23 protein-coding genes are annotated in these 26,197 nt (G+C 65.5%); 5 read left to right on the plus strand and 18 right to left on the minus strand.

Annotated elements, in window-relative coordinates; translation table 11 throughout:
• Nucleotides 1-101: 101 nt before the first annotated feature.
• The 4 genes from rfbD to rfbB are packed head-to-tail and all read right to left on the minus strand — an operon-like array spanning nt 102 to nt 3,485.
• Complete coding sequence (gene rfbD, locus SR858_RS22240) at nt 102-968, minus strand: dTDP-4-dehydrorhamnose reductase (RefSeq protein ID WP_019921348.1); 867 nt, start codon at nt 966-968, stop codon at nt 102-104.
• Nucleotides 965-1,510 carry a dTDP-4-dehydrorhamnose 3,5-epimerase gene (gene rfbC, locus SR858_RS22245; protein WP_019921347.1) on the minus strand — a complete coding sequence of 182 codons (546 nt, stop codon included), beginning with the start codon at nt 1,508-1,510 and terminating at the stop codon, nt 965-967. The genes rfbD and rfbC overlap by 4 nt, the downstream gene beginning before the upstream one ends.
• Entirely contained in the window at nt 1,507-2,415 is a 909-nt protein-coding gene (rfbA, locus tag SR858_RS22250; protein WP_019921346.1) for a glucose-1-phosphate thymidylyltransferase RfbA, read from the minus strand. The genes rfbC and rfbA overlap by 4 nt, the downstream gene beginning before the upstream one ends.
• The gene (gene rfbB, locus SR858_RS22255) at nt 2,412-3,485 is read right to left on the minus strand and encodes a dTDP-glucose 4,6-dehydratase (RefSeq protein WP_019921345.1); all 1,074 of its coding nucleotides are present in this window, start codon (nt 3,483-3,485) and stop codon (nt 2,412-2,414) included. The genes rfbA and rfbB overlap by 4 nt, the downstream gene beginning before the upstream one ends.
• A gap of 141 nt (nt 3,486-3,626) precedes the next feature.
• Between rfbB and SR858_RS22260 the strand changes: the two genes are divergently transcribed.
• Nucleotides 3,627-4,505, plus strand: a complete 879-nt coding sequence (locus SR858_RS22260) for a symmetrical bis(5'-nucleosyl)-tetraphosphatase (protein ID WP_019921344.1) — start codon at nt 3,627-3,629, stop codon at nt 4,503-4,505.
• Here SR858_RS22260 and SR858_RS22265 read toward each other — a convergent pair.
• From SR858_RS22265 to SR858_RS22290, 6 genes are read right to left on the minus strand one after another with little or no spacing between them, the layout of a single operon-like run.
• Nucleotides 4,502-5,266: a lysophospholipid acyltransferase family protein gene (locus SR858_RS22265; protein WP_026637200.1), complete on the minus strand. Its 765-nt coding sequence runs from the start codon at nt 5,264-5,266 to the stop codon at nt 4,502-4,504. The two genes, SR858_RS22260 and SR858_RS22265, sit on opposite strands and share 4 nt — an antisense overlap.
• A 4-nt stretch (nt 5,267-5,270) precedes the next feature.
• Nucleotides 5,271-6,575 carry a dihydroorotase gene (locus SR858_RS22270; RefSeq protein ID WP_019921342.1) on the minus strand — a complete coding sequence of 435 codons (1,305 nt, stop codon included), beginning with the start codon at nt 6,573-6,575 and terminating at the stop codon, nt 5,271-5,273.
• Between the two features lie 8 nt (nt 6,576-6,583).
• On the minus strand, nt 6,584-7,549 hold the full coding sequence (locus SR858_RS22275) for an aspartate carbamoyltransferase catalytic subunit (protein WP_019921341.1): 966 nt from the start codon (nt 7,547-7,549) through the stop codon (nt 6,584-6,586).
• Nucleotides 7,550-7,576: 27 nt separating this feature from the next.
• Nucleotides 7,577-8,092 carry a bifunctional pyr operon transcriptional regulator/uracil phosphoribosyltransferase PyrR gene (gene pyrR / locus SR858_RS22280; protein ID WP_019921340.1) on the minus strand — a complete coding sequence of 172 codons (516 nt, stop codon included), beginning with the start codon at nt 8,090-8,092 and terminating at the stop codon, nt 7,577-7,579.
• 2 nt (nt 8,093-8,094) lie between these two features.
• A complete protein-coding gene (gene ruvX, locus SR858_RS22285) occupies nt 8,095-8,481 on the minus strand; it encodes a Holliday junction resolvase RuvX (protein ID WP_019921339.1) in 387 nt (128 codons plus the stop codon).
• Nucleotides 8,482-8,493: 12 nt separating this feature from the next.
• A complete protein-coding gene (locus tag SR858_RS22290; RefSeq protein WP_019921338.1) occupies nt 8,494-9,162 on the minus strand; it encodes a YqgE/AlgH family protein in 669 nt (222 codons plus the stop codon).
• Nucleotides 9,163-9,298: 136 nt separating this feature from the next.
• Between SR858_RS22290 and SR858_RS22295 the strand changes: the two genes are divergently transcribed.
• Nucleotides 9,299-10,747: a cryptochrome/photolyase family protein gene (locus tag SR858_RS22295; protein WP_019921337.1), complete on the plus strand. Its 1,449-nt coding sequence runs from the start codon at nt 9,299-9,301 to the stop codon at nt 10,745-10,747.
• Here the strand turns inward: SR858_RS22295 and SR858_RS22300 are convergent.
• From SR858_RS22300 to SR858_RS22325, 6 genes are read right to left on the minus strand one after another with little or no spacing between them, the layout of a single operon-like run.
• Complete coding sequence (locus SR858_RS22300) at nt 10,728-15,788, minus strand: Hpt domain-containing protein (RefSeq protein ID WP_019921336.1); 5,061 nt, start codon at nt 15,786-15,788, stop codon at nt 10,728-10,730. The genes SR858_RS22295 and SR858_RS22300 overlap by 20 nt on opposite strands.
• Before the next feature lie 30 nt (nt 15,789-15,818).
• Nucleotides 15,819-18,047 carry a methyl-accepting chemotaxis protein gene (locus tag SR858_RS22305; RefSeq protein WP_019921335.1) on the minus strand — a complete coding sequence of 743 codons (2,229 nt, stop codon included), beginning with the start codon at nt 18,045-18,047 and terminating at the stop codon, nt 15,819-15,821.
• A gap of 15 nt (nt 18,048-18,062) precedes the next feature.
• Nucleotides 18,063-18,650, minus strand: a complete 588-nt coding sequence (locus tag SR858_RS22310; RefSeq protein ID WP_019921334.1) for a chemotaxis protein CheW — start codon at nt 18,648-18,650, stop codon at nt 18,063-18,065.
• Nucleotides 18,651-18,653: 3 nt separating this feature from the next.
• Nucleotides 18,654-19,019 carry a response regulator transcription factor gene (locus SR858_RS22315; RefSeq protein WP_019921333.1) on the minus strand — a complete coding sequence of 122 codons (366 nt, stop codon included), beginning with the start codon at nt 19,017-19,019 and terminating at the stop codon, nt 18,654-18,656.
• A 19-nt stretch (nt 19,020-19,038) separates the two neighbouring features.
• The gene (locus tag SR858_RS22320; protein ID WP_019921332.1) at nt 19,039-19,422 is read right to left on the minus strand and encodes a response regulator; all 384 of its coding nucleotides are present in this window, start codon (nt 19,420-19,422) and stop codon (nt 19,039-19,041) included.
• A 46-nt stretch (nt 19,423-19,468) separates the two neighbouring features.
• On the minus strand, nt 19,469-19,621 hold the full coding sequence (locus SR858_RS22325; protein ID WP_019921331.1) for a rubredoxin: 153 nt from the start codon (nt 19,619-19,621) through the stop codon (nt 19,469-19,471).
• A gap of 96 nt (nt 19,622-19,717) precedes the next feature.
• Here SR858_RS22325 and thiD point away from each other — a divergent pair, with 96 nt between their 5' ends.
• The gene (gene thiD / locus SR858_RS22330) at nt 19,718-20,587 is read left to right on the plus strand and encodes a bifunctional hydroxymethylpyrimidine kinase/phosphomethylpyrimidine kinase (RefSeq protein WP_026637198.1); all 870 of its coding nucleotides are present in this window, start codon (nt 19,718-19,720) and stop codon (nt 20,585-20,587) included.
• Nucleotides 20,588-20,625: 38 nt separating this feature from the next.
• Nucleotides 20,626-21,927, plus strand: a complete 1,302-nt coding sequence (gene hemL / locus SR858_RS22335; RefSeq protein ID WP_019921329.1) for a glutamate-1-semialdehyde 2,1-aminomutase — start codon at nt 20,626-20,628, stop codon at nt 21,925-21,927.
• Nucleotides 21,928-21,955: 28 nt separating this feature from the next.
• On the opposite strand, the gene SR858_RS22340 is transcribed toward hemL, so the two are convergent.
• The gene (locus SR858_RS22340) at nt 21,956-23,254 is read right to left on the minus strand and encodes an ABC transporter ATP-binding protein (protein ID WP_019921328.1); all 1,299 of its coding nucleotides are present in this window, start codon (nt 23,252-23,254) and stop codon (nt 21,956-21,958) included.
• Nucleotides 23,255-23,263: 9 nt separating this feature from the next.
• On the minus strand, nt 23,264-24,994 hold the full coding sequence (locus SR858_RS22345) for an ABC transporter permease (protein WP_019921327.1): 1,731 nt from the start codon (nt 24,992-24,994) through the stop codon (nt 23,264-23,266).
• 289 nt (nt 24,995-25,283) lie between these two features.
• Here SR858_RS22345 and SR858_RS22350 point away from each other — a divergent pair, with 289 nt between their 5' ends.
• On the plus strand, nt 25,284-26,030 hold the full coding sequence (locus SR858_RS22350; protein ID WP_019921326.1) for a GAF domain-containing protein: 747 nt from the start codon (nt 25,284-25,286) through the stop codon (nt 26,028-26,030).
• The last annotated feature ends 167 nt before the right edge of the window (nt 26,031-26,197 follow it).

Below are 26,197 nucleotides of genomic sequence, written 5' to 3' on the forward strand. Positions count from 1 at the left end.
CGCCGCGATCTTAGCAGTGGAATATTGGCAAAGCTTGCTTGCTTACCAATCGATACAAACTCGCCAGGTTTGTAACGTGATGTTGCGGTAATGCCAGGTGGTCAGCCCATGCAGAGATGCAGGGCTTGCTTCCAGTCGGGCAAGTGGCAGAAATGCGATACCAGGCGCTCGGACGACATCACCGAGTACTGTGGACGGCGGGCCGGGGTCGGGTACTCCGCGCTGCCGATCGGCAGCACGCGGCACGACAGGCCGGCCGCTTCGACGATGGCCTGCGTGAACTCGAACCAGGTGGTCTGGCCTTGCGCACTCAGGTGGTACACGCCGCTGTTCTGGCTCCACCAGTCGGCACCGGCCTGGGTTTGAGCCTGGGCTTGGGCCAGCACCAGGGCCGTGGTGTCGGCAATGGTGCGGCTCCAGGTCGGTGCGCCATGCTGGTCGGCCACGACCTTCAATTCCTCGCGTTCCTTGGCCAGGCGCATCATGGTCAGCAGGAAGTTCTTGCCGCGCATGCCATACACCCAGCTGGTACGGAAGATCAGGTGGTCGATGCCGGCAGCGGCAATCGCCTGCTCGCCAGCGAGCTTGCTGGCGCCATACACATTCAGGGGGCCGGTGGCATCGTCCTCGCCGCGCGGCGACGGGTCGCTGCCATCGAACACGTAGTCGGTGGAGTAATGCACCATGGCTGCGCCCAGCAGTTTCGCTTCCTGCGCCATCAGGCCCGGGGCTTCGGCATTGACGCGGTACGCCAGCTCCGGCTCGCTCTCGGCCTTGTCCACGGCGGTGTAAGCGGCCGGGTTGACGATCAGTTGCGGACGCACGGTGCGGATCACGTCGCGCACCTGGTCCAGGTTGGACAAGTCCATGACGTTGCGATCGACCGCCACGACTTCGCCCAGGCCTTGCAGGCTGCGTGCCAGCTCGTAACCGACCTGGCCGGTGCTACCGGTCAACAGGATCTTCATGCGAAGACCTCGGCGTCGGCCAGCAGCGATGCCACTTGATCTTTGCCCGACAATTGCGGCTCACCATCGAGCGGCCAGTCGATGCCGATCGCCGGATCGTTCCACAACACCGCGCGCTCGAACTCGGGCGCCCAGTAATCGGTGGTCTTGTACAGGAACGACGCGACCTCGGACGTGACCACGAAGCCATGCGCGAAGCCGGCAGGGATCCACAACTGGCGCTTGTTTTCGGCCGACAACTCGATACCGAACCACTGGCCGAAGGTCGGCGAGCTCTTGCGCAGATCGACTGCGACATCGAATACGGCGCCTTCGGTCACCCGCACCAGCTTGCCCTGGGCCTGCTGGATCTGGTAATGCAGGCCGCGCAACACGCCCTTGGCCGAGCGCGAATGGTTGTCTTGCACAAAGACGGGATCGACGCCGGACAATTCCTTGAAACGGCGGGCGTTATAGCTTTCGAAAAAATAGCCGCGGTCATCGCCGAACACGCGCGGCTCCAGCACCAGCAAGCCTTCAAGCGGGGTAGTAATCACGTTCATCGGGGCACAACCTTATCTTCCAAAATTTGCAGCAAGTACTGGCCGTAATTGTTTTTCTTGAGCGGCTCGGCCAGCTTGCGTACCTGGTCGGCGGTGATATAGCCCTTGCGGTAGGCGATTTCTTCCGGGCAAGCGACTTTCAGGCCCTGGCGCTTTTCGATGGTGGCGATGAATTGCCCCGCTTCCAGCAGCGAATCGTGGGTACCGGTGTCGAGCCAGGCCATGCCGCGTCCCATCACTTCCACCTTGAGCTTGTTCTGTTCGAGGTAAACGCGGTTGACGTCGGTAATTTCCAGCTCGCCGCGCGGCGACGGCTTGATACTGGCGGCGATATCGCACACCTTGTTGTCGTAGAAGTACAGGCCGGTAACTGCGTAGTTCGACTTGGGCTTGAGCGGCTTTTCCTCGATCGAGATGGCAGTGCGGCCGTCGTCGAATTCCACCACGCCGTAACGCTCGGGATCCTGCACGTGGTAGGCAAACACGGTGGCGCCTGCTGGCTCCTCGCTGGCGCTGCGCAGCAGGGCGTCGAGGTCGTTGCCATAGTAGATGTTATCGCCGAGGATCAGCGCCGATGGCGCATCGCCGATAAATTCCTTGCCGATGATGAAGGCTTGCGCCAGGCCGTCCGGCGAGGGCTGTACAGCATAGCTGAGCTTGATGCCCCACTGGCTGCCGTCGCCCAGCAAATCCTGGAAACGCGGCGTGTCTTGCGGCGTCGAAATCAGCAGGATTTCGGTAATGCCGGCTAACATCAATACCGTCAGCGGATGATAGATCATCGGCTTGTCGTAGATCGGCAGCAATTGCTTCGATACAGCCATGGTGACCGGGTACAAGCGGGTGCCGGAACCGCCGGCCAGGATGATGCCCTTGCGGTTCAGGGTATTGGTCGCGGCGCTCATTGCTGGCCTTCGCGGTTGAAATAGTTGGTTTCCACCCAGTTGGCATAGCTGCCCGATTGCACATCGGTGACCCAGGCCTGGTTGTCGAGGTACCACTGCACGGTCTTGGCGATGCCGGTCTCGAAGGTCTCGGCCGGTTTCCAGCCCAGTTCGCGCTCGAGCTTGCGGGCGTCGATGGCGTAACGACGGTCGTGGCCCGGACGGTCTTTGACATAGGTGATCTGGGCGCGGTAGCTGCTGCCATCGGCCTTCGGTTTTTGCTGGTCGAGCATGTCGCACAGCGTATGCACTACGTCGAGGTTGGCCATTTCGTTCCAGCCGCCCACGTTGTAGGTCTCGCCCAGGCGACCGGCTTCCAGCACGCGGCGGATCGCGGCGCAGTGGTCGCTCACATACAGCCAGTCACGCACTTGCTGGCCATCGCCGTAAATCGGCAGCGGTTTGCCGGCCTGGGCGTTGGCGATGATCAGCGGAATCAATTTTTCCGGGAAGTGGTACGGACCGTAGTTGTTCGAGCAGTTGGTGGTCACCACCGGCAGGCCGTAAGTATGGAAGTACGAGCGTACCAGGTGGTCCGAGGCCGCTTTCGATGCCGAATACGGGCTGTTGGGCGCAAATGCGGTGGTTTCGGTGAACGGCGCATCGTCCGGGCCCAGCGTGCCATATACCTCGTCGGTGGACACGTGCAGGAAGCGGAAAGACGCTTTTTCTGCTTCCGGCAGCGCCGACCAGTAAGCACGCGCCGCTTCGAGCAGGCTGAAAGTACCGTTGATGTTGGTGTTAATGAATTCGCCAGGTCCCAGGATCGAACGATCGACGTGGCTTTCGGCGGCGAAGTGCACCACCGCGCGTGGCTTGTGTTCCTGGAACAGCGCCAGGACCTGGGCCTGGTCGCAGATGTCGCCGCGCACGAAGATGTGGCGCGCATCCTGCTTCAGGGTAGCAAGGTTGTTGAGGTTGCCGGCATAGGTGAGCTTGTCGAAGTTGACAACGGACTCATCGGACTGGGCCAGCCAGTCGAGGACAAAATTCGAACCGATGAAGCCGGCACCACCTGTAACAAAAATCATTTAGTATCCTGCAGCAAGCGTTAGTTAATATTAGGCGATATTTTATGTGAAACTTCGGTGCTGATGGGCAAAAATCGACATCGTTCCCTGATTTCGCCGCTATTTTCAAATTTTCAAGCAACGAATCCATGAGTATTTAATATGCAAACCTATGTCATCGGGGATCTGCAAGGCTGCCACGAACAAGCACTGTCCATGCTCGACCGTATCCGTGCGCATGCGGCCGAGTGCGGCAATATGGCGCCTGCCATCCTGTTTGCAGGCGACCTGATCAACCGGGGCCCCGACTCGCTGGCGACGCTGCGCCATGTGCGCCGATTGGCGCTGGCCAGCGGCGGGCGCATCGACAGCGTGCTCGGCAATCACGACCTGCACCTGCTGGCGGTGGCCTATGGCATCCGCGCCGAGCACAAGTCCGATACCCTGGCCGAGATTCTCGACGCCCCCGACCGCGACGAACTGATCGATTGGGTGCGGCGCCGGCCGCTGGCGATCTCGGTCCACGCCGCCGGCCGCGAACATGTGCTGGTGCACGCCGGCCTGCTGCCGCAATGGAACGCGCAACAGGCGCTGGCCCTGGCTGGCGAAGTGCAGGCGATGCTGCGCGGTCCCGACCACGCCTTTGCAGAATTTTTGGCGCAGATGTACGGCAACGAGCCGGCGCAGTGGTCGGACCAGCTGGCCGGCGCCGACCGCCTGCGCTGCATCATCAACGCCATGACGCGGCTGCGCTTTTGCGATGCAGCCGGCGTCATGGACTTCAAGATGAAGGAAAGCGGCAAGGCCGACCCGTCTTCCGGCCTGATGCCGTGGTTCGAAGTGCCGGGCCGCCAGAGCGCCAACGCCACGGTGGTATTCGGCCACTGGTCGGCGCTGGGGCTGACCGTGCGTCCCGACTTGATCGGCCTCGACAGCGGCTGCGTATGGGGCGGGCAGTTATCGGCCATGTGCCTGGAAGACCGCAGCCTGCTGCAAGTGCAGTGTCCACAGTTCCAGGAACCGGCCAAGAAGAAGGCTTAATGGGAGGTGGAAGTCACGCCTAGTGCGCTGGCAACCGCCTGGTGCGCAACTTCAGCCAGCTCGCGCCGGTGCGCGCCGACAGTTGCGATGGCCGGCATGATGGCCACGCGCGCGGTCACCGGCGGCCCGTCCAGGATTGCCACGATGCTCTCGGCAAACGTCATCTCGCCGATGAAATCGACCGAGTGGTGCAAGGCGCCAGCGGCGTCCACGTAGCGCAGCGCGAACGGCTGCACGGGCACCTGGGCGTCGATGGCCGCCTCGAACAGGTTGGCGTGAAACGGCAGCAACTCCCCTTGCGAAGCGGTGGTCCCTTCAGGGAAGAACGCCACGCGCTCGCCGCGCTGCAAGGTCGTCACCAGTCCCTCGAAAATCAGGCGCAGGTCGCGCCGGTTGCCGCGTGCGATAAAGACGGTACCGGCTTTCTGCGCCAGCCACCCGGCCAGCGGCCACGACCGGATTTCGGCCTTGGCCACGAAATGGCTGGGATACAGGCTGTGGATCACGAAAATATCGAGCCACGAGACGTGGTTCGACACCACCATCGCCTGCGACAGCACCGGCGCCGGCGCGGCAGCGCTGACGCCGCCGTCCTGCACCACGGTCACATTACATAGTGTGAGCAAATGGCGCGACCAGCGGCGGATGTGGCCATTGCGCCGCTCCTGCCCCAGCCAGGGAAACATGACGGCGCAAATCGCCATGCCCTGCAGCACGTGCGTGAGCACGCGCGCCAGGCGCAACATGGTAGACAACTTCATGCCATCAAGAACGCTGGAACGCGACGTGACCCGCCACGATGGTCGTGCGCACCTGCCCGGCCAGGTTGTAGCCGAGGAAAGGCGTATGCTTGCCCTGGCTAGCCAGGGCCGCCGCTTCCACCGTCCAGTGTGCTTCCGGATCGAACACCACCACGTCGGCCACCGCGCCCACCGACAAGGTGCCGGCGGCCAGTCCCGCCACGCGGGCCGGCTCGGACGTGATGCGGGCGATCGCCCGCGCCAGCGGACGCATATCTCCGGTGTTTTGCTGGGCAGCGTAATCGGTGGCCCATTTCAGGCTCAGCGACAGCAGCAGTTCCAGTCCGGTAGCGCCTGGCGAGGCTTCGCCGAACGGCAGCAATTTTTCATCGTCGTCCACCGGCGTGTGGTCCGAGCACAGCGCGTCGATGGTGCCGTCGAGCAGGCCCAGGCGGATCGCATCGCGGTCGCGCTGGCTGCGGAACGGTGGCGTCATGCGCGCGTTGGAGTCGAAGAAGCCGATGTCGGCATCGGTCATGTGGACGTGGTGGGCGCCGACGTCGCACGTGACCGGCAAGCCTTCGGCCTTGGCGCCACGGATCAGTTCGAGGCCGGCCGCCGACGAAATACGGCACAGGTGCACGCGCGCGCCGGTAGAGCGCATCAACTCGAAAATCGTGTGCAGGGCGATGGTCTCGGACATGACCGGCACGCCGGACAAGCCCAGGCGCGAGGCCAGCGGACCGCTGGCAGCGATGCCGCCCCGGCCGATGTGCGCATCCTGCGGACGCAGCCACACGGTGAAGCCGAACGTGGCCGCGTATTGCAGCGCGCGCAGCAGCACGTTGGTGTCTTCGATGACTTCCTCGGCCTGCGAAAAGCCGATGCAGCCCGATTCGGTCAGCTCGGCCATTTCTGTCAGCGCCTTGCCCTTCAAGCCCATGGTCAGCGCGCCCAGCGGGTGCACGTGGGCCTGGTTGAGCGAGCGGGCGCGGTGTTTCAGCATTTCCACCAGGCCAGGTTCATCGAGGACCGGGTCGGTGTCGGGCGGGCACACCAGGCTGGTCACGCCGCCTTGCATGGCGGCCTGCATTTCCGAGTCCAGCGTGGCCTTGTATTCGTAGCCCGGTTCGCGCAGGCGCGCGGCCAGATCGACGAAGCCGGGCGACACGATCAGGCCGGCAGCGTCGATGGTCCGGTCGGCGGTAAAACCTTGCGGGGCGGTGCCGATGGCGGCAATCTTGCCATCGACAATGTACAGGTCGTGCTGGCCGTCGATGCCGTTGGCCGGGTCGATCACCTGGCCGTTTTTGATAACAATGTTTTTCATACCTGCGCTCATCCCTGCGTACCTGCCACGATGCTCATCACCGCCATGCGGACGGCGATCCCGAAAGTTACCTGCGGCAAAATCACCGCTTGCGCGCCATCGGCCACGGCCGAATCGATTTCCACGCCACGGTTCATCGGACCGGGGTGCATCACGATGGCGTCGGGCTTGGCCAGCGCCAGGCGCTCGGGTGTCAGGCCGTAGCTCTTGAAGTATTCCTGCGCCGACGGCAGCAGCGCGCCACTCATGCGCTCGTTTTGCAGGCGCAGCATGATGATCACATCGACGTCCTTCAAGCCTTCATCCATGTTGGTGAAGGTGCGCACGCCCATTTGCTCGAGGCCGCCCGGCAGCAGGGTGTGCGGGCCGATCGCGCGCACTTCCGGCACGCCCAGCGTGGTCAGCGCGTGGATATCGGAGCGCGCCACCCGGCTGTGCAGGATGTCGCCCACGATGGCCACGCGCAAATTCGTAAAATCTTTCTTGTAGTGGCGGATCGTGTACATGTCCAGCAGCCCCTGGGTGGGGTGGGCGTGGCGGCCGTCACCGGCGTTGACCACGTGCACGTGCGATTGCTTCGTCTCCATCAGGTGCTTGGCGATCAGGTACGGCGCGCCCGACTGCGCGTGGCGCACCACGAACATGTCGGCATGCATGGCCGACAGGTTGTCGATGGTGTCGAGCAGCGATTCGCCCTTGCTGGCCGACGAGGCCTGGATGTTCAGGTTGATCACGTCGGCCGACAGGCGCTTGGCGGCGATCTCGAACGTGGTGCGGGTGCGGGTGGAGTTCTCGAAGAACAGGTTGAACACCGATTTGCCGCGCATCAGCGGGACTTTTTTTACATCGCGGTCGGAAATGCCGACGAACGACGAGGCGGTATCGAGGATGTGATTGAGGATGGACTTGGGCAGTCCCTCGATCGACAGCAGGTGCTGCAGTTCGCCGTGTTTGTTCAGTTGCGGATTGAGCATGGTGATGGGCGTAGAGTTAAACGTAGGTTATGCGTGATCGATGGTAAGCGTGAATTGTCCGTCATCGGCGCGCTTGAGCACCAGCGCCTGCCCTTTCTGCACGGTGACATGGGCGGCCACGAAATCGGCCGCGACTGGCAGTTGCCGTTCGCCGCGATCGACCAGGGCCGCGAGCATGATGCGCGCCGGGCGGCCGTAGTCGAACAGCTCGTTGATCGCGGCGCGCGTGGTGCGGCCCGTGTACAGCACGTCATCGACCAGCAGGATGTTGGCGGCGGCCACATCGAAGCTGATGTTGGTGGGCTTGACCTCGGCCGGCAGGCCTTTCTTGGCGTAGTCGTCGCGGTAGAACGAGACGTCGAGCACGCCGCAGCGCGCGGACAGGCCCAGGTCGGCCGCCAGGCGTTCGGCGATCCAGGCGCCGCCGGAGTGGATGCCGACGATGGCGACATCGGACACGCCGGCCAGGCCGGCTTTGACGTCGGCCAGCAGCGTCGCATACAGCGCTTCGGCATCGAGTTGGTTGGGGTTGATTGTAGGCATGGTCAGTGGGTGTCGAAATATTGTTGCAGGATGATGGCAGCGGCGCGGTCGTCGATCACTTCGCCGCGCTTGGCGCTGATCACGGCCGAGCTGTAGCGCTCGTCGACCAGTTCCACCGGCAAATTAAAACGGCCGTGCAGCTGGTTGGCGAACTTGCGTGCGCGCGCCGTCATGTCGTGGGGCGTGCCGTCCGGGTGCATCGGCAGGCCGACGACCAGCAGCGTGGGCTGCCACTCGTCGAGCAGGGTTTGAATCGCGGCAAAGCGGGTGGCGTTGTCGATCGCGGCAATGACCTTGACGGGCGTGGCCTGGCGAATCAGGGTATTGCCCATGGCCACGCCGATGCGTTTGACGCCGAAATCGAAGGCAAAGATGGTGTCAGCTCTCACAGGACAGACTTCTTACGCATGGCCGGCCTCGGACGCGAGCATCAGCGGGTCGATGCCCAGCAGGCGTATCGCCGCCGTGTAGCGTTGCTCGATCGGCACGCCGAACAGGATCTCGGGATCGGCGCCGACCGTGAGCCAGCCGTTGCGGCCGATCTCGTCTTCGAGCTGGCCCGGGCTCCAGCCCGAGTAGCCGATGGACACCAGCATGCGCGGCGGACCGTCGCCGGACGCTACCGCCTCGAGCACGTCGATCGACGTGGTGAACGCCACCTCGCTGGTGACGGTGAGCGACGACGAATAACGCTGGCCCGGCGTGTGCAGCACGAAACCGCGATCGTCCTGCACCGGGCCGCCGAACATGACCGGCTGATCGACCGCGCTGTCCTGGTCGCCCTCGAGCTTGAGGTCGATCCGTTCGAACAGCACTTGCATGGTCATGTCGGTGGGCTTGTTGATCACCACGCCCAGCACGCCGTTTTCATTGTGTTCGCAGACATACACCACGGTGCCGCCGAAGACCGGATCTTGCATGGAAGGCATGGCGATCAGGAAATGATTGGCCAGGTTCAGTTGCGGGACCGGGCCGTCGCCCTCGGTGGCGGTGGCGCTCAATGGGGCCAACGGGTCTTCCTGTAACAAGCCGGGGACAGGAAGCGTTTTGCCGATTTTGCTCTTCTTCATACGCATTGCTCTCTGTGTGCGGGGCCGCGCAGGGCGGTCGGTGCTAGTATTCGCATCTAGCAAGTCACCGCGTAGTTTACACTGAAATCGCAGCGCACCGACGATTGCGTTGCCCCACAAGATAGACACAGACTCAATGAAACACGATTCAACCCTGGTATGGCTGCGCCGCGATCTGCGCGTTTTCGATCATGTTGCCCTGCATCAGGCACTGCAAGACAGCCACAAAGTCTACTGCGCATTCATCTATGACAGCACCATCCTGGACGCTTTGCCGCGCCAGGACCGGCGCGTGGACTTCATACACGCCAGCGTGGCCGAGGTCGATGCCGAACTGCGCCAGATGGGCGGTTGCCTGCTGGCACGCCACGGCGATCCGCTGACGGCAATCCCGGCGCTGGCCGCCGAATTGAAAGTCGATGCAGTGTATTGCAACCACGACTACGAGCCGCAGGCCATCGCCCGTGATGCCGCTGTTGCCAAAGCGCTGCAAGCCGACGGCCGCGCGTTCGCCAGCTTCAAGGACCAGGTGGTGTTCGAGAAAAGCGAAGTGCTGTCGCAAACGGGCGGCGTGTTCTCCGTCTTCACCCCGTACAAGAATGCCTGGCTCAAGAAGCTCGACGCCGATCCGAGCGTGATCGCGCCTTACCATATCGAACCGCACGCCGCGCGCCTGGCGCCGCCTCCCTCGCCCGCACCCAAGTTGCCCACCTTGAAGCAGCTCGGCTTCGAACAGAGCAACCTGGCCGAACTGAAAATTCCCACCGGCATGTCCGGCGCCGCCCAACTGTTCGAGGATTTCCTGCCGCGCATCGCGCACTACAAGACCGCGCGCGACTTCCCTGCCGTGAAAGGCCCGTCGTACCTGTCGCTGCATTTCCGCTTCGGCACGCTGTCGGTGCGCCACCTGGTGCGCACGGTGGTGGACCTGATGGCGCGCGGCGGCGGTGGCGAAGGCGCACCGGTGTGGCTGGCGGAACTGATCTGGCGCGAGTTCTACGCCATGATCCTGTTCCACAACCCGCACGTGGTGGGCGGCTCGTTCAAGCCCGCCTACGACGCCATCGAATGGGAAACCGGCGAGGAAGCCGACGAACTGTTCGCAGCCTGGTGCGAAGCGCGCACCGGCTACCCGCTGGTGGACGCGGCCATGCTGCAACTGAACCAGACCGGCTATATGCACAACCGCCTGCGCATGGTCACCGCCTGCTTCCTGATCAAGGACCTCGGCATCGACTGGCGCCGGGGCGAGGCCTATTTCGCGCTGCACCTGAACGATTTCGACCTGGCCTCGAACAACGGCGGCTGGCAGTGGGCGTCATCGTCGGGCTGCGATGCGCAACCGTACTTCCGCATCTTCAACCCGATCACGCAGTCGGAAAAATTCGACGGCGCCGGCAAATTCATCCGCCGCTACCTGCCGCAGCTGAAGCACCTGACCGACAAGGAAATCCACGCGCCATGGGTGCACTCCCGCATGGAACCGCTCAAGTACCCGGGCCCGATCGTCATGCACGACGAGGCGCGCAAGCGCACGCTTGAGCGCTATGAAGTCGTCAAGAAGGTCAAACCGCCGGAGGATTGAGCAGTTTTTCCATCGTCTCGAGCAGCTCCGGCTCCTGGAACGGTTTGCCGAAGAAGGCATCCACGCCCAGGTCCAGCGCGTAGTTGCGATGCTTGTCGGCGCTGCGCGACGTGATCATGATGATCGGGATGCCGGCAGTGCGTTCATCGCCGCGTACCTGGCGCGTGAGATCGAAACCGTCCATGCGCGGCATTTCGATATCGACCAGCAGCAGGTCGGGCTGGTGCTCGCGCAGCTGTTCCAGCGCATCGACGCCATCCTTGGCCAGCAGCACCCGGTAGCCTTCGCGCTCGAGCAGGCGCCCGGTCACGCGGCGCACCGTCATCGAATCATCGACCACCATCACCGTGGCCGCGTGCGCACGCGTCGCCGTGCCGGCATCGGCATCGGTGTCGCCGTGGACCGCCTGCGCATACTGGGCGCGCGCCTCCGGGTTTTGCGCCAGGTGGTGCAGCAGCGCCACCGGGTTGAGAATCAACACGATGTCGCCCGACCCCAGCACGGTGGCGCCGGCGATACCGGCCATGCGCGCAAGCTGCGGGCCGATATTCTTGACCACCACCTCGCGGTTGCCCAGCACTTCGTCCACCTGCAATGCCAGCCGCTCGGTGCCATTTTTGAGCATCATCACCGGCGCCGACTGGTTGACCTGCGGCTGCATGTCAATATCGCCCAGCAGCGCGGGCAGGTAGTGCAGCGCGGCCTGGCGGCCATGCAGCGCCACGTGGCCGTTCAGGTGGCCAACCTGGTGGGCGGCGGCCAGCGCCTCCCCGTTCATCTGCTGCACCTGCTCGACCAGGATGGCCGGCAGGGCGTAGCTGCGGCCCCCGGCAGCCACCAGCACAACCTGGGTGACCGCCAGCGTGAGCGGCAGGCGAATCACGAAACGCGTGCCCTGCCCCGGCGTCGATTCCAGGTCCACCCGGCCGCCCAGGGCCTGCGCCTCGGACTGCACGATATCCATGCCCACGCCGCGGCCCGACAATTCGGTCAGCGCTTCGGCGGTGGTGAAGCCCGGCTCGAAAATCAGGTCGGCCACCTGCGCCTCGGTGACATCTTCGCCTTCTGCCAGCAAGCCGCTGGCGACGCCCTTGGCGCGGATGCGCTCGAGGTCCAGGCCGGCGCCGTCGTCGGAAAATTCGATGACCACCTCGTTGCCCTGCTGCGCCACTTCCATCAGCAGCTCGCCGGTTTCGCTCTTGCCGGCCGCCGTGCGTGCGGCGCGCGGTTCCACGCCGTGGGCAATCGCATTGCGCAGCAGGTGTTCGAACGGCGCGGCCATGCGTTCGAGCACGCCGCGATCGATTTCCACGCCGCCGCCGCGCAGGTCGAGGTTGACGCGCTTGTCCACTTCCTTGGCGCTCTGGCGCGCCACCCGGAACAGGCGCTCGGCAATGCTGGCAAACGGCACCATGCGCACCCGCATCAGGTCGCGCTGGAGGTCGCGCGTGAGGCGCGCCTGCACCACCAGGTCGTCGCTGGCGTGATTGACGCTGTGCGACAGGTGCTCGTGCAGGCTGGCCGCATCGTTGACGCTTTCGGCCATCATGCGCGTGAGTTCCTGCAGGCGCGTAAAGCGGTCGAATTCGAGCGGATCGAAATCGCGCTCGTTGACGTCGGCCATGCGCGACATGCTCGAGGCGATCTGCGACTCGGCCTGCATTTCGATTTCGCGTAGCTGCCGGCGCAAGCGCGACAGGTTGTCGGACACGTCGCCCAGCGTGGCGCGCATGGCGCCCACTTCGTTTTCCAGCCGCGAGCGGGCGATCGACACTTCGCCGGCCTGGTTGACCAGGCGGTCGAGGATATCGGCGCGCACCCGCACCAGCGGCGATTTGTTGGCCGGCTGGTCGTCGGCGCACGGCGCGGACGGCGCATCGGCGCATGGTGCGGCGCCAGGATCGGCCGCCGCATCGGCTTCCACGGCAGCGGCCATGCCGCCCTGCTGCAACTGCTCGAACAGCAGCAGCGCGTGGTCGTAATGGGCCAGCAGCTCGTCGAACGCCAGCGGCGTGGCGGAACCTTCGTGCACCATGTTTTCGATATGGGTTTCGATCTCGTGCACGTGCTGGCCCAGGCGCATGGCGCCGGCCATGCGCGCGCTACCCTTGACCGTGTGCAGCAGGCGCAGCAAACCTTGCGCGTGGCCGGCATCAAGCGGTGCGCCCTGCCAGGCGCGCAAGGCCTCGCCTACCTGTGGCAGCAGGTCGGCGCCTTCTTCGAGGAACACGGCCAGCAGTTCGGCGTCCAGTTCATCGTTGAAAATGGCCGGCGGAGCGTCGCGCTGCGCCGGGGCGGCCAGTGGCAGTTCGGTGATGCCGGTGTCGGCGTGGAATGGTGCCGGGACTGCTACCGGGTCTGCTGCTGGTACTGGTTCCGAGGTGGATTCGGCCGGAGCGGGCAGTGGCTGCGAAGTCATTTCGGCGGCCGGTGCGGCGATGTGCAGCGGCGGCTCGGCAAAGGTTTCGTCGAAGGCAGCGTTGAACAAGTCGTCGATATCGTCATCGACGCGCGGCTCGACCTTGCGCCAGCCTTTTTTCGGCGCTGGCGCCGGCTCGGCGGATGCCGGCACGGTCCCGCTCAGCTGGTCGTACACCTGGCGGAACATGGCGTCCAGCGGCGATTCGTCGTGCGCCGCCGCGCCAGGCGCCTGTGCGCCGGCCACCAGCTGGTCGAGTTGCGCGTCCAATGCGGCGTTGGCGGCCGGTGCGCTCGCTTGCAGCTGCGCGCGCAGCGCCGCCAGCGCGGCGATCAATTCCGGCTGGGCGGCCGGCATGTCGCCGCGACCCACGGTATCGACCATCTGCCGCAGGCGCTGCGCCGTGAAATCGAACAAGTCGTGCTGCGCCTGGTCGAGGAAAGGCGCGGGCGCCTGCAGCGCGACCAACGTGTCTTCCAGCGCCAGCGCCAGCGCGCGCAGCACGGGCACGCCCACGGTGCCGGAAATACCGGCCAGCGTGTGCGCGGCCCGCAGCGACTGCGGTTCGGCGGCGCGTTGCGGGATCTGGCGCCAGGCGCCGAAGTCGTGCGCCAGCTGGTCCACCAGCTGCCCGGCTTCCGCCAGGAAGATGGCGAGCAGCGGGGCCGGGATAGCGGCGTCACCAGCAGGCAGGTTGTCCGCGCTGGCCAATGCGTCAGAGGCGCCGGAGGCATCGGCTGTGTCGGCAGTCTCGGCCGCATCGGCAACGCCATCGATCACGCGCCTGGCGTCGGCAGCCAAAGCCTGGGCGCGGGTGGTCAGCGGCGCTTGCGCGCCGTCGCTGGCCAGCAGGTCGGTCCAGGCGCGCAGTTCGCGGGCGGCCCGTTCCAGCAAGGCGGTCAGCGCGGCGTCCACCGGGCGCTCTTCGGCCAGCCAGGTATTCATTACGCGCTCGATGGCGTGGGCGCCGTCGGCGAAGTCGTCCAACGCCACGGTGCGGGCGCTGCCCTTCAGGGTGTTGAACGAGCGGCGCAGCATGATCAGGTACTGTTCGTTGCCCGGTCCATCGACGGCCAGCGTGGTATCGGCGAAGTCCAGCGTCTCACGCGCCTCCGAGAGAAACAGCTCCAGCAGGTGCGGCGCGTTGGCGGCCGTCTCCACGGCGGGCACGGTTTCCGGCGGCGGTGCGGCGGGGGGCGGCGGCGGCACTGCGTCGTCGAGCACCGGGATCGATTCCGCGCCTGCCATCTTGGAAAATGGCACCGCGCGGAAGCTGCCCTGCCGCGCATCGTAGGCAAAGCGCTGGCGCGCCCCGGCCGCGTTGTGCGCCAGCAGCTCGGCAAAGAAACCCAGGGCGCTGAGGTTGTGCACCACGTCGTCGAGCGTTTTCGCTTCCTGCGCCGGATCGGCGCCGTCCTGCGCCAGGGCCGCTACCTGCGACTGTACTTGCAGGGCGGCCTGGGCGGCGGCCGGCTGCTCCAGCTCCGTCAATGTCGCCTGCAATCCATCGAGCGCCGGCGCCAGCCCGGTCAATGCCGCGCGCTGCTGCGGGTCGGCATAAAACCGGTCCAGCGCGTGCTCCACCGCGCGCAGCGCTGCCTTGATCTCGGCGGTGCTGCGCTCCGGTGCGGCATCCTGCCAGCTGCGCGCCTGCGCGGGCGCCAGCGCATCGCGCTGGCCGTAGCGGCGGGTGTCGTAGTCGGGCGGCGCCAGGCCGTCCAGCGCAAACGCCGCGTGCAGCGCGCGCGCCGTGGGCGAACCGCTGTCCGGACCGGCCACCGCGATGAAGAACAAGGCGTCGCGCAGCATGGCGTCCGGCTGGGCGGCATTGCCCTGGGAGAGGCGCCGCAATTGCAGGTTGATCATGCCAAACAGCTGCTTGACCTGCACGCTGCCGGCGATATCGCCGCCGGCCACCAGTTCGGCAAAGGCTTGCAGCGCCAGCCAGAACGCGCGCGGCTTTGCCTCCTGCTGGACGGCAGCCACCGCCGCCACCGCATCGGTCAGGGCGGCGGCGTGCTCGCGCTGCTGCGCCGGATCCGCGCTTTTCAGGTAGGGCAGCAGTGCGCGCTCGAAGCGCTGGCGGCGGGCGGCGTAGTCGGGGGCGGTGTCGGGCACCGCATCGGCAGCAGCAGGCAATTCCACGGCGCGCGCCAGGTCGGGGAAAAACAGGTCGGCCGGATGGATGCGTTCCGCCCCGACGATTTCCTGCACCGCGCGGTAGTACGGGTACAGCCTGGCCGGCTGCGATGGCGCGCCGGCCAGCAGCTCTTCCAGGTATTCCACCAGCGCCTGGTACAGCTGGGTGACCGCTTCCACGTGATCAGTCGTGCATTTGACGGCGCCCGACTTGAAGCGGTCAAGCGCGGTCTCGGCCAGCGCCGTGACCTGGCCCACGCCTTCCACATCGACCATCTGCAAAGCGCCATGGGCCTGGTGCAAATGGGTCTTGGCGTGCTGCAGCTGGGTGGCCTGGTCTTCGGCGGCGCGCCCGCCCGCTTCCTGCAAGGCGGTGCGCGAACGGGCCAGCGCTTCGCGGATTTCCTCCATCACCCACGACAGCGGACCGGTGTCGATGGGAGTTGCGGTGGTGATTGCGTGAGCAGTGTCAGTGGTCGTCATGCTGGTACCGGCCTTTCAATGTTGTGCCGCTCAGGAGGCGATGCGGAACCGCGCCACCGAGTTTTTCAGTTCCTGCGCCAGCACCGACAGTTTATGGATCGACTGCGCGGTGTGCTGGGTGCCGTCCTGGGTCTGTTCGGTGACGGTCAGGATCAGCTGGATGTTGCGCGCCACGCCGCTGGCCGACGTGGCCTGCTCGCCGGTGGCCTGGGCGATGCCGGAAATCAGTTCCGCCAGGTGGTGCGACACGTTCGAAATATCGTTCAGGGCCGCGCCGGCGGCGTCGGACAGGCGCGTGCCCTCCACCACCCCGCGCGTGGATTTTTCCATGGCCGCCACCGCGTCGTGGGTGTCGGTCTGGATGGTGCGCACCAGCGCGCCGATCTGCTTGGCGGCGGCGGCCGACCGCTCCGCCAGCCGCTGCACTTCCTCCGCCACCACCGTGAAGCCGCGCCCCGCTTCGCCGGCGGAAGCCGCCTGGATGGCGGCGTTCAGCGCCAGCACATTGGTCTGCTCGGTGATGTCGGAAATGAGTTCGGTGATTTCGCCGATCTCCTGGGACGACTCACCGAGGCGCTTGATGCGCTTGGACGTATCCTGGATCTGGTCGCGGATCTCGTGCATGCCGAAGATGGCGTTGGCCACGGCGGTCGATCCCAGGTTGGCAGCGGCCACCGATTGCCGCGCCACGGCGGCCGATTCGCTGGCGGAGCGCGAGACGTCGGTGATCTGGTCGGCCATGCGCACCACGGTGCTGCTCACGTCCTGGATTTCGCGCGACTGCTGCTGCGAGGCGCGCAGCAAATCGTTGGAAATGCTATGCGCGTGCAGCGAGGCCCGCGTGACCTGTTCGGCGGTGGCGGTGACCCGCCCCACCAGCACCCGCAGCTCCTCCACCGTGTAATTGACGGTGTCGGCAATCGCCCCGGTGACGTTCTCCGACACGGTAGCGCGCACGGTCAGGTCGCCATCGGCCACTTTTTGCAGCTCGTTCATCAGGCGCAGGATGGCGGCCTGGTTCTGGGCGTTGGTTTCGCGGGCCGCTTCCTCCTTGCGCTGCGACTCCACGCGCAGGGCGTCGGCCTCGCGGCGGCGGCGGTCGGCGCCGCGCGTGCGGTTGTTGGAATCGACCAGCAGTACGCGGCCGATGGCCACCGCCATCACCAGCGTGAGCATGCCGCAGCCCACCATCAGCCAGAAGGTCAGACCCAGTGAATCCTGCTCGGCGCGATAGGACTGCTGCAGCGTGTAGAGGCGCTGGCGCAGCGCCTCGTTCTCGTTGAAGATCAGCCGTTCGGCGTTCTTGGCGGCGCTGAATTTATCGAGCTTGTCGAGGATGGCCGCCACCAGCTTCTGGTAGTCCTCGAACTGCGCCTTGAGCGCGACGATTTTCTCGCGCAGCTCAGGCTCGCGCGCGGCGCTCAAACCCTGCGCGGCGCTGCCGACGAGGAAGCCTTCGAGGGTGGTGCGGAACACCGTGGTGTCGCGCCCCAGCTGGAATGCGGTTTCGGAACTGATGCCGCCGGCGGTGAGGAATTCGCTGGCGCTGCGGCTCATGCGCTGGGTAAGCATGGTGAGCTTGCCCAGCGCGGCGATCTCGCGCGCCGAACCGCCGCCGGCCACGCGCAAGGCGCTGATCTCCTCGGTGCGGGCCAGCAGGTCGGGCGACATGGCATTGAGCTTGTTCAGGGTCTGATCGACGCCACTGAGATCGGTCTTGAGGGTGAGGATGGTGGCGGCGGCCAGGTCGGTGGCGCCCCACTGCTTGCGCACCGATTCCACGGTTGCGGCCAGGTCGGCTCCGGGCGCGCGCAGCTGGCGGCCCTGCACCTTGCCGCCGCGCGTCATCAGCGTGATGTCGTTATTGAGTTCGCGCCGGCTTTCCTCGAGCTGGCGAAACGCTTCGTCGCTGCCCTGCACCGCGTTCGGCGCGGCCTTGCCGATGCGCTGCGAGTGCATCAGCGCGTCGCTGGCAACCTGGGTTTGCGCCGACCGGTTGGCGCTGTAGATGGTGTTGAGGGCGACGCAGGCGGCCGAGACGCTCAGGCTGATGCCAAGCGCGGTGGACAGGATGCTCAACTGGCGCTGGGTGGGCAGGCGGCCGATCAGCGGCAGCCGTTTCAGACCGGGCCGGGCTTCGTGCTGACCGTCGGCTGCCGCCGTGGCGGCGCCGAGACGGTCGAGCGCATCGCGCAGGCGCACCGGTCCGCCCTGCTGCGCGCGCGCGGCAGCGATATGGTCGAAGCTTTCCTGGTCCAAACCCGTTCCTTCCCTTTAAAAGCCCACCAGCGCAAAGCGTGGCTCGCGCACCAGTTGCGCCAGGTCCAGCAGCGTCCAGCGCCGGTCCTCGCCGTCGTCAAACTGGTGAGCGGCCCAGGCGGGCGCGCCGGCGCCGGGCACGGCGACCGCCTGCATCTCGGACGAGGTGCGCAGTCCCAGCACGCGGTCGGCCAGCAGCGCGCAGTTGAAGCCCAGTTTAGGCGAAAAGGTAATCAGGCGGCGCTCGGCCGACGTTGCGGCACTGGTACCGGCAACCGCACCGGGCTGGCCCTGGTAGCGCGCCAGGTCGATCACGCCGGTCAGGTCGCCGCGGATATTGGCCAGGCCCAGGTACCACGGGCGCGCCAGCGGCACCGGCGACACCGGTTGCGGCGTGACGATCTCGCCGATCTGGGTGAGGTCCAGCAGGTAATGCCGGCCGGCGATCACCACGCCCAGCTCGCGCACGCCGGCGGCAGCGCCGCTCTTGGCCGCCTGCATGCGTTCGAGCAGCTGCACCTGGTACTGGCGCAGGCTGCTGCGGCGCTCGCCGGCTGGCGGACCGTCGGTGGGATCGAGGGGTGCGGGCGTGGCGGCGTCCATCGCTCAGCCGAGGGCGGCGATCTTGTCGAGCAGGTCGCCCGGCGTGACCGGCTTGACCAGGTAGTCGCGTGCGCCCTGGCGCATGCCCCAGATGCGGTCGGTCTCCTGGTCCTTGCTCGAGCAGATAATCACCGGCACTTCCTTGAGCACCGGGTCGCGCGCGATCGAGCGCGTGACCTGGAAGCCGTTCGCGCCCGGCATCACCACGTCCATCAGGATCAGGTCCGGCTTCTCGGCGCGCAGCTTGACCAGCGCTTCCTCGCCGCTTTCGGCAACGTCCACGGTATAGCCGTTGCGGACCAGGATGTCGGACAGGTAGTAACGCTCGGTGGGCGAGTCGTCGACGATCAGTATGCGTTGTATGGCCATGGTTCCCCCTGCGGGTATCTTAGTCTGGTGAGCTGGTGGCATGCGCGCGAACCGCTGCAAGCATGCCTTCCCGGGTGAATGGTTTGGCCAGGCACGCGGCGGAACCGGCCATGGCGCCGCGCGCGCGGTCGAACAGGCCGTCTTTCGAAGACAGCATGAGCACCGGCGTGGCGTGGAATGCCGCGCTGTTCTTGATCAGCGTGCAGGTCTGGTAGCCGTCGAGGCGCGGCATGACGATGTCGCAGAACACCAGCGCCGGGCGATGGTCGGCCAGCTTGGCCAGGGCGTCGAAGCCGTCGTCGGCCAGCACCACGCGGTAGCCGGCGCCGGACAGGAAAATCTCGGCCGAGCGGCGGATCGTGCTGCTGTCGTCGATGACCATGATCGTCAGGGCGTTATTCATCACTGCACCTTAGCACATGCCGCAACTGCATGGATCGGGCTGCAGATCAGAGCGCGACCATCTCGAAATCGTCCTTGCGGGCGCCGCATTCGGGGCAGCTCCAGTTCATCGGCACGTCGGCCCAGCGGGTGCCGGGGGCGATGCCTTCGTCGGGCAGGCCGGCCTGTTCATCGTAGATCCAGCCGCAGATCAGGCACATCCAGGTCTGGAAGTCCTGCGTTGTTTCATTGCTACTCACGTTCTGCCACCCTTCAATCAAGTAAAATGCCGAATCAGGTATCTTAATCTACCAGCCGTGCAAAACCAAACTTCTCCTCTCATATTAAGCTTCGGCGTGGCCGATCCCGCCGGCGCAACCGGTGTCCAGGCCGACCTGGCCGCGTTTGCCGCGCTCTCGTGCACCGGCCTGGCCGCCACCACCGCGTTGCTGATCGGCGACACCGCCCGCATCGAGGATACCCAGGAAATCGATCCCGACTGGGTGGCCGACCAGGCCCGCGTGGTCCTCGAGGACATGACCATGGCCGCCTTCAAGGTCGGCGCGCTGACCAACGTGGAGCAAGTGGCGGCAATCGCCGAGATCCTGTCCGACTATCCCGATGCGCCGCTGATCCTCGATCCGTTCAGCTCGCGCCTGCCCGACCTGCCCGACGACGAGGCCGAGGAACTGCTGACCGCCGTACGCCAGCTGCTGGTGCCGCAGGCCACGCTGCTGATGCTGTCGGTGGTGGAACTGGGCCGGCTGGCCGAAACCTGGCGCGACGCCGGCGATGGCCTCGACAACATGCTGCAGTCCGACGTCGAATACCTGATCGCCCTGGGCTGCGAATACGTGCTCGTTACCGGCACCCAGGCCGGCGCCATGCAGGCCAAGGTGGGCAGCCGCACGGTACCGAATACCCTGGCCAACACCCTGTACCACTCGGACGGCATGGTCAGCCACGACGCCTGGCAGCACCTGCCCGGCCCCTTCATCGGCGCCGGCGGCACGCTGTCGGCCGCGATCACCGCCTTCATGGCGCGCGGCGTGGACGCCCCGGAAGCGGTGAAAGCGGCGCAGGAGTACACTGTGGGCGCCCTGGCCCATGCGCAGCGCTACGGCATGGGCAAGTTCGTGCCCAACCGCTTCTTCCACTTGCTGACGACGGCCGCCGACATGCAATAAGCATGGCCGCTTTATTCACCAGACACCGAGATAACCACATGACCACGATTTCCAACAACGACACGCTGTTCGCCCGCGCCCAGAAAACCACGCCCGGCGGCGTCAACTCGCCGGTGCGCGCCTTCCGCTCGGTGGGCGGCACGCCGCGCTTCATCACCCGCGCCGAAGGCCCGTACTTCTGGGATGCCGACGACAAGCGCTACATCGACTACATCGGCTCGTGGGGCCCGGCCATCGTCGGCCACGCCCACCCGCAAGTGGTCAAGGCGGTGCAGGAGGCAGCCACGCGCGGCCTGTCGTTCGGCGCTCCGACCCAGGGCGAAGTGGAAATGGCCGAGGAAATCTGCCGCCTGGTGCCGTCGCTGGAACAGGTGCGCCTGGTCTCGTCGGGCACCGAGGCGACCATGAGCGCGCTGCGCCTGGCGCGCGGCGCCACCGGCCGCGACAAGATCGTCAAGTTCGAAGGCTGCTATCACGGCCACGCCGACTCGCTGCTGGTCAAGGCCGGCAGCGGCCTGCTCACCTTCGGCAACCCGACGTCGGCTGGCGTGCCCGAAGACTTCGTCAAGCACACGCTGGTGCTCGACTATAACAACGTGGCGCAGCTCGAAGAAGCCTTCGCCAACTTCGGCGACGAGATCGCCTGCGTGATCATCGAGCCGGTCGCCGGCAATATGAACCTGATCAAGGCCAACGCCGACTTCCTGCAAGCGACGCGCGACCTGTGCACCAGGCACGGTGCACTCCTGATCTTCGACGAAGTGATGTGCGGCTTCCGCGTGGCCCTGGGCGGCGCCCAGGAACTGTACGGCATCAAGCCCGATCTCACCGCCCTGGGCAAGGTGATCGGCGGCGGCCTGCCGGTGGCGGCGTTCGGCGGCAGCGCGCAGCTGATGTCCAACATGGCGCCCCTCGGCGCGGTGTACCAGGCCGGCACCCTGTCGGGCAACCCGGTGGCGGTGGCGGCCGGCATGACCACCTTGAAGCTGATCCAGGAACCGGGCTTTTACGAGCGCCTGGGCGCCACGGCCGAGCGCCTGGCTGCCGGCCTGACGGCAGCGGCAAAAGAAGCGGGCGTGGTGTTCTGCGCCGATGCAGTGGGCGGCATGTTCGGCCTGTACTTCAGCGCCACGCCGCCGAACAACTACGCCGAGATGATGGCCGGCGACCGCGAACGCTTCAACGTGTTCTTCCACGCGATGCTCGACGAAGGCGTGTATTTTGCGCCGGCGGCGTTCGAGGCGGGGTTTGTGTCGGCCCAGCATAGCGACGCGGTCATCGACGAGACCATTGCAGCGGCGAGCCGCGTGTTCAAAAAGCTCGCAGCAGCATCAGCCTAAACATACGCATAAGCAACTATACGGGGGTTCAAGCCGACTGGATCACCCCCGTATTGAAGTCGTACTCGAACAGATCCCCGTACCGCCCCCACTCGATGGCCACGCGCAGTGCGCGTTCGGCCTCCTCTTCGCTCAGCGTAAACCGCAGCAGCTTGAGGAACAAATCTTCCGGCAAATCGCCCGACCGGTCCTGCGCCAGCCCATGGCAGATGTACGCAATCAGCGGCACGTGTTCGAGCAGCTGCTTGCCGAACACCGCCTGGCGCGCGCCGCTGTCCTCGGTCGCCATGATGGCGGCATAGCGCGCACCGAGTTCCGTTAGCAAAATATCGCCATCGAGCAGGTGGGCAAAACCCAGCAGCAGCAAGGCGTTGGTCACTTCCAGCAGCTCGGCGTCGGTGAGATCGGTTTCCTCGGCCAGTTGCGGCAGGTCGGCGCGGCCGGCGAACGGTTCTTCGGCCAGCAGTTCCAGTATGCCTTCCATGTGGGCGATGTCGGCCTGCGGCAGGCGGTCGCCCAGTTGCAGCTTCACCTCTTTTTCGCTGATCGGGCCACGGCGGCCGGCGCCGGCTGTCATCAGCTCGTACACTTTATCGATCAGGTGCCGCACTTCGGCACCTTCGGCCTTGCGCGGCTGCGGCAGCGCGATCGGCAGTTCGGCGCGCACCCGGCCCGGATCGCTGGCGAAAATCAGCACACGGTCGGCCATCATCACCGCTTCCTCGATATTGTGCGACACAACCAGGATGGCCTTGGTGGGAATCCGGCCGGACTGCCACAGTTCCAGAATTTCCTCGCGCAGGCGCTCGCCGGTGAGCACGTCGAGTGCGGAAAACGCTTCGTCCATCAGCAGCACTTCGGGTTCCATCACCAGCGCCCGGGCGATGCCCACGCGCTGGCGCATGCCGCCCGACAGCTCGCGCGGCAGCGCGCCCTCGAAACCGGACAGGCCGATCAGGTCGATCACGGCCGACGCCCGCCGCGCCCGTTCCGCCGCCGGCATGCCCTGCGCTTCCAGCCCCAGTTCCACGTTCTTTTGCACGGTCAGCCACGGGAACAGCGCAAACGACTGGAACACCATGCGGATGCCGCGCGCGGTGCCGTACAAGGGCATGCCGCGATACAGCACCTGGCCGGCGTCGGCCTGGATCAGTCCCGCCATCAGGCGCAGCATGGTCGATTTGCCGGAGCCGGACTGGCCCAGCAGCGCGACAATTTCCCCTTCGTGCAGGGTGAAATCGACGCCTTCGAGCACCGCGCGCGCAGCGCCATCGGCCGCCCGAAAATGCTTGGCGACGCCTTTGAGTTCGACGATCGGTGTGTTCATGGTGCGCTCCTAGAAATGCAGCCGGCTCTCGGCCATGATGTACAGGCGGCGCCAGACGAAGTGATTAAAACCCATCACGAAGATGCACATCACGCCGATGCCGAGCGCAATGCGCGGAAAATCGCCGGTGGCGGTCATCTCGGCAATGTAGCTGCCCAGGCCATGGGCCTTGACCGTGGTGGCGCCCCAGCTCACGTATTCGGCCACGATGCTGGCGTTCCACGAGCCGCCCGACGCGGTGATCGCACCGGTGACGAAACTGGGAAAAATCGCCGGCAGCAGGTAGCGCCGCCATTTAAGCCAGCCCGTCAACCCGAAATTCTGCGCCGCGTGGCGCAACTCGGTCGGTATGGTGGACGCGCCGGCGATCACGTTGAACAGCAAATACCACTGGGTGCCGAGGATCATCAGCGGCGACAGCCAGATGTCCGGGTTCAGCTGGTAGCGCATGATGACGATCACCGCCACCGGGAACACCAGGTTAGCGGGGAACGCGGCCAGGAACTGCGCCACCGCCTGGGTGCGCGACGCCCAGCGCGGGTTCATGCCGATCCACACGCCCACCGGCACCCAGATCAGCGCGGCCAGCACCAGCAAACCGATCACGCGCAGCATGGTGTAGCAGCCCAGCAGCAGCACGTGTCCCACTTCGCGCCAGCCCACCTCGGTGCTGATGAAGTGGCCGAGTGTCCACAAGGCGTAAAACACCACGGCGACGATCACCGCGTCCCACACGCGCTGGGGCACCAGCGACGGATGATCGCGGCGGGCGCGGATCGAGGTGCCGTCGTGGCCGAGACGGAACAGCGCGATGGAGCGCGACAGCAGCCGGCCGCACCACGCTACGAATTCCTGGGTGCGGTCGGTGCGGCGCAGCCAGGTGAGCAGCCACGAGTTTTGCGCGGTGTCGCCGCCGGTTTCCTCGAACCGGAACTTGTCGGCCCAGGCCAGCAACGGACGGAAAAACAGCTGGTCGTACAGCAGCACGGCGATCAGCATGGCAAAGATGGCCCAGCCGATGGCGCCCAGGTTGCTCTGCTCGATGGCCAGCGCGATGTACGAGCCGATGCCGGGCAACTTGATGTCCTGGTTCGAGACCGAGATCGCCTCCGACGCCACCACGAAAAACCAGCCGCCCGACATCGACATCATCATGTTCCACAACAGGCCCGGCATGGCGAACGGCAGTTCCAGGCGCCAGAAGCGCTGCCAGCCCGACAGCTGGAACACCTGGGCCGCCTCCGACAGTTCGGCCGGCACGTTGCGAAAGCCCTGGTAGGCCGAGAACGCCATATTCCACGCCTGCGACGTGAAGATGGCAAAGATGGCCGCGCATTCCACGCCCAGCAGGTTGCCGGGAAACAGCGCGATGAAGGCGGTCACCGTGATCGACAAAAAGCCGAGGATCGGGATCGACTGCAGGATGTCGAGCAGCGGCACCAGCACTTTTTCGGCGAGCCGGTACTTGGTGGTAAGCGCGGCAAACACGCAGGCGAACACCACCGACGCACCGAGCGCGATAAACATGCGCAAGGTGGTGCGCAGCAGGTAATACGGCAGGTTGGTCGGGTCGAGCGAGAGCGGCAGCGCCTGGCCCAATTGGTAAGGGCGCGCCATCTGCTGGCCGCCATAGGCCAGCAGCACGAACAAGGCCAGCACGATGGGCAGCAGCGCCCAGTCCCAGCGGTTGCCGCCGGCTTCCACTACCTGCCGGGGGAAAAATTGCCGTTTCTTGTACATGGTCGTGGCTCCCGGACACTGAGATTGGCCGCCATTTTAAGTGCATCCAGCATGCAACTATATTACGGTTGTGAAAGTCCATGACGCTGGCTCGGCCTAACCGACATAAATGACGGAAATGATGATCCACATCAAAAAAACTCACCGATAGATCGTTAGCACTAGAAATTTCATTGCTGTACAAACATAAAAACGTCATTTTCGTCAATTTAATTTGTTTCCATTAGGAAATTACAGTACACTGCTTTCATCCGCTGCCTTACCGGCCGTCCATGCTCGAGATACGCTAATGCCCAACAGTAAAGATTCCGTCCTGACCACCCGCGCGACCGCAGAGTTGCTAGGCGTGGCCGTCAGTACGGCGCAGCTGTGGATCGAGAACGGCGCGATTCCGTCATGGAAGACGCCGGGTGGCCACCGCCGTGTGCGCCTGTCGGCTGTCAGGCGCCTGATGGAAGAGCGCGGCCTGGTGGCGCCGGTCGCCGCCGTGGCAGTGTCTGCGGCAGCGGTAGCCAGCAGTGACGAATTTCTGCCCGTGTCCACCGCTGCCTACCCGGTGGCGCACGACGAGGCCCAGCGCCTGCTGGCGCTCGACGCCGCGCGCATCGTCGATACGCCCGCCGAGTCGGTGTTCGACCGCCTGACCTGGCTGGCCAGCCAGGTCACCGAGTCGCCGATGGCGCTGATCAGCTTGTTGACGTCGAAGCGCCAGTGGTTCAAGTCGCGCGTCGGGGTGGCCGTGACCGAGACGCCGCGCGACTGGGCGTTTTGCAGCCACGCGATCTTGCAGGACGGCTTGTTCGTGGTGGAAGATGCGGCGCGCGACCCGCGCTTCCAGGACAATCCGCTGGTGATCGGCGAGCCGCACATCCGCTTTTATGCGGCCTTCCCGCTGCTCGATGCGCACAAGGTCCCGCTGGGCACCTTGTGCGTGCTGGACCGCGAACCGCGCCGCCTGCGCGATCGCGAAATCCGCTCGCTGCGCGAACTGGCCGCCATCGCTTCGGAAGAAATCCAGCGCCGAGCGCGACCGTAACACCCGATTCCACGGCGCCCGCCCCTTGCCCGCCGGTGCGCCGCAGTTTTAGCAGTGTCAGTAGCAACCGCAGCAAGCCTGTCGTTTCCGGCGCCGCCCAATTCTCGCGACTGCCACAAAAAAAGCAAAATAACCAATGTCGCCGCCATGCGGCCGCGTTTCCACTA

Source organism: Duganella zoogloeoides (assembly GCF_034479515.1).
Classification (GTDB): domain Bacteria; phylum Pseudomonadota; class Gammaproteobacteria; order Burkholderiales; family Burkholderiaceae_D; genus Rugamonas; species Rugamonas zoogloeoides.

Excerpts from the sequence above, each read along its gene's own strand:
- rfbA (WP_019921346.1), bottom strand. The coding sequence starts at position 2,415 with ATGAGCGCCGCGACCAATACCCTGAACCGCAAGGGCATCATCCTGGCC.
- rfbB (WP_019921345.1), bottom strand. The coding sequence starts at position 3,485 with ATGATTTTTGTTACAGGTGGTGCCGGCTTCATCGGTTCGAATTTTGTC.
- hemL (WP_019921329.1), top strand. The coding sequence starts at position 20,626 with ATGACCACGATTTCCAACAACGACACGCTGTTCGCCCGCGCCCAGAAA.
- SR858_RS22340 (WP_019921328.1), bottom strand. The coding sequence starts at position 23,254 with ATGAACACACCGATCGTCGAACTCAAAGGCGTCGCCAAGCATTTTCGG.
- SR858_RS22320 (WP_019921332.1), bottom strand. The coding sequence starts at position 19,422 with ATGAATAACGCCCTGACGATCATGGTCATCGACGACAGCAGCACGATC.
- SR858_RS22290 (WP_019921338.1), bottom strand. The coding sequence starts at position 9,162 with ATGAAGAAGAGCAAAATCGGCAAAACGCTTCCTGTCCCCGGCTTGTTA.
- SR858_RS22300 (WP_019921336.1), bottom strand. The coding sequence starts at position 15,788 with ATGACGACCACTGACACTGCTCACGCAATCACCACCGCAACTCCCATC.
- SR858_RS22295 (WP_019921337.1), top strand. The coding sequence starts at position 9,299 with ATGAAACACGATTCAACCCTGGTATGGCTGCGCCGCGATCTGCGCGTT.
- rfbC (WP_019921347.1), bottom strand. The coding sequence starts at position 1,510 with ATGAACGTGATTACTACCCCGCTTGAAGGCTTGCTGGTGCTGGAGCCG.
- SR858_RS22310 (WP_019921334.1), bottom strand. The coding sequence starts at position 18,650 with ATGGACGCCGCCACGCCCGCACCCCTCGATCCCACCGACGGTCCGCCA.
- SR858_RS22325 (WP_019921331.1), bottom strand. The coding sequence starts at position 19,621 with ATGTGCCTGATCTGCGGCTGGATCTACGATGAACAGGCCGGCCTGCCC.
- SR858_RS22275 (WP_019921341.1), bottom strand. The coding sequence starts at position 7,549 with ATGCTCAATCCGCAACTGAACAAACACGGCGAACTGCAGCACCTGCTG.
- SR858_RS22345 (WP_019921327.1), bottom strand. The coding sequence starts at position 24,994 with ATGTACAAGAAACGGCAATTTTTCCCCCGGCAGGTAGTGGAAGCCGGC.
- SR858_RS22350 (WP_019921326.1), top strand. The coding sequence starts at position 25,284 with ATGCCCAACAGTAAAGATTCCGTCCTGACCACCCGCGCGACCGCAGAG.
- SR858_RS22270 (WP_019921342.1), bottom strand. The coding sequence starts at position 6,575 with ATGAAAAACATTGTTATCAAAAACGGCCAGGTGATCGACCCGGCCAAC.
- rfbD (WP_019921348.1), bottom strand. The coding sequence starts at position 968 with ATGAAGATCCTGTTGACCGGTAGCACCGGCCAGGTCGGTTACGAGCTG.
- SR858_RS22265 (WP_026637200.1), bottom strand. The coding sequence starts at position 5,266 with ATGAAGTTGTCTACCATGTTGCGCCTGGCGCGCGTGCTCACGCACGTG.
- SR858_RS22260 (WP_019921344.1), top strand. The coding sequence starts at position 3,627 with ATGCAAACCTATGTCATCGGGGATCTGCAAGGCTGCCACGAACAAGCA.
- SR858_RS22315 (WP_019921333.1), bottom strand. The coding sequence starts at position 19,019 with ATGGCCATACAACGCATACTGATCGTCGACGACTCGCCCACCGAGCGT.
- pyrR (WP_019921340.1), bottom strand. The coding sequence starts at position 8,092 with ATGCCTACAATCAACCCCAACCAACTCGATGCCGAAGCGCTGTATGCG.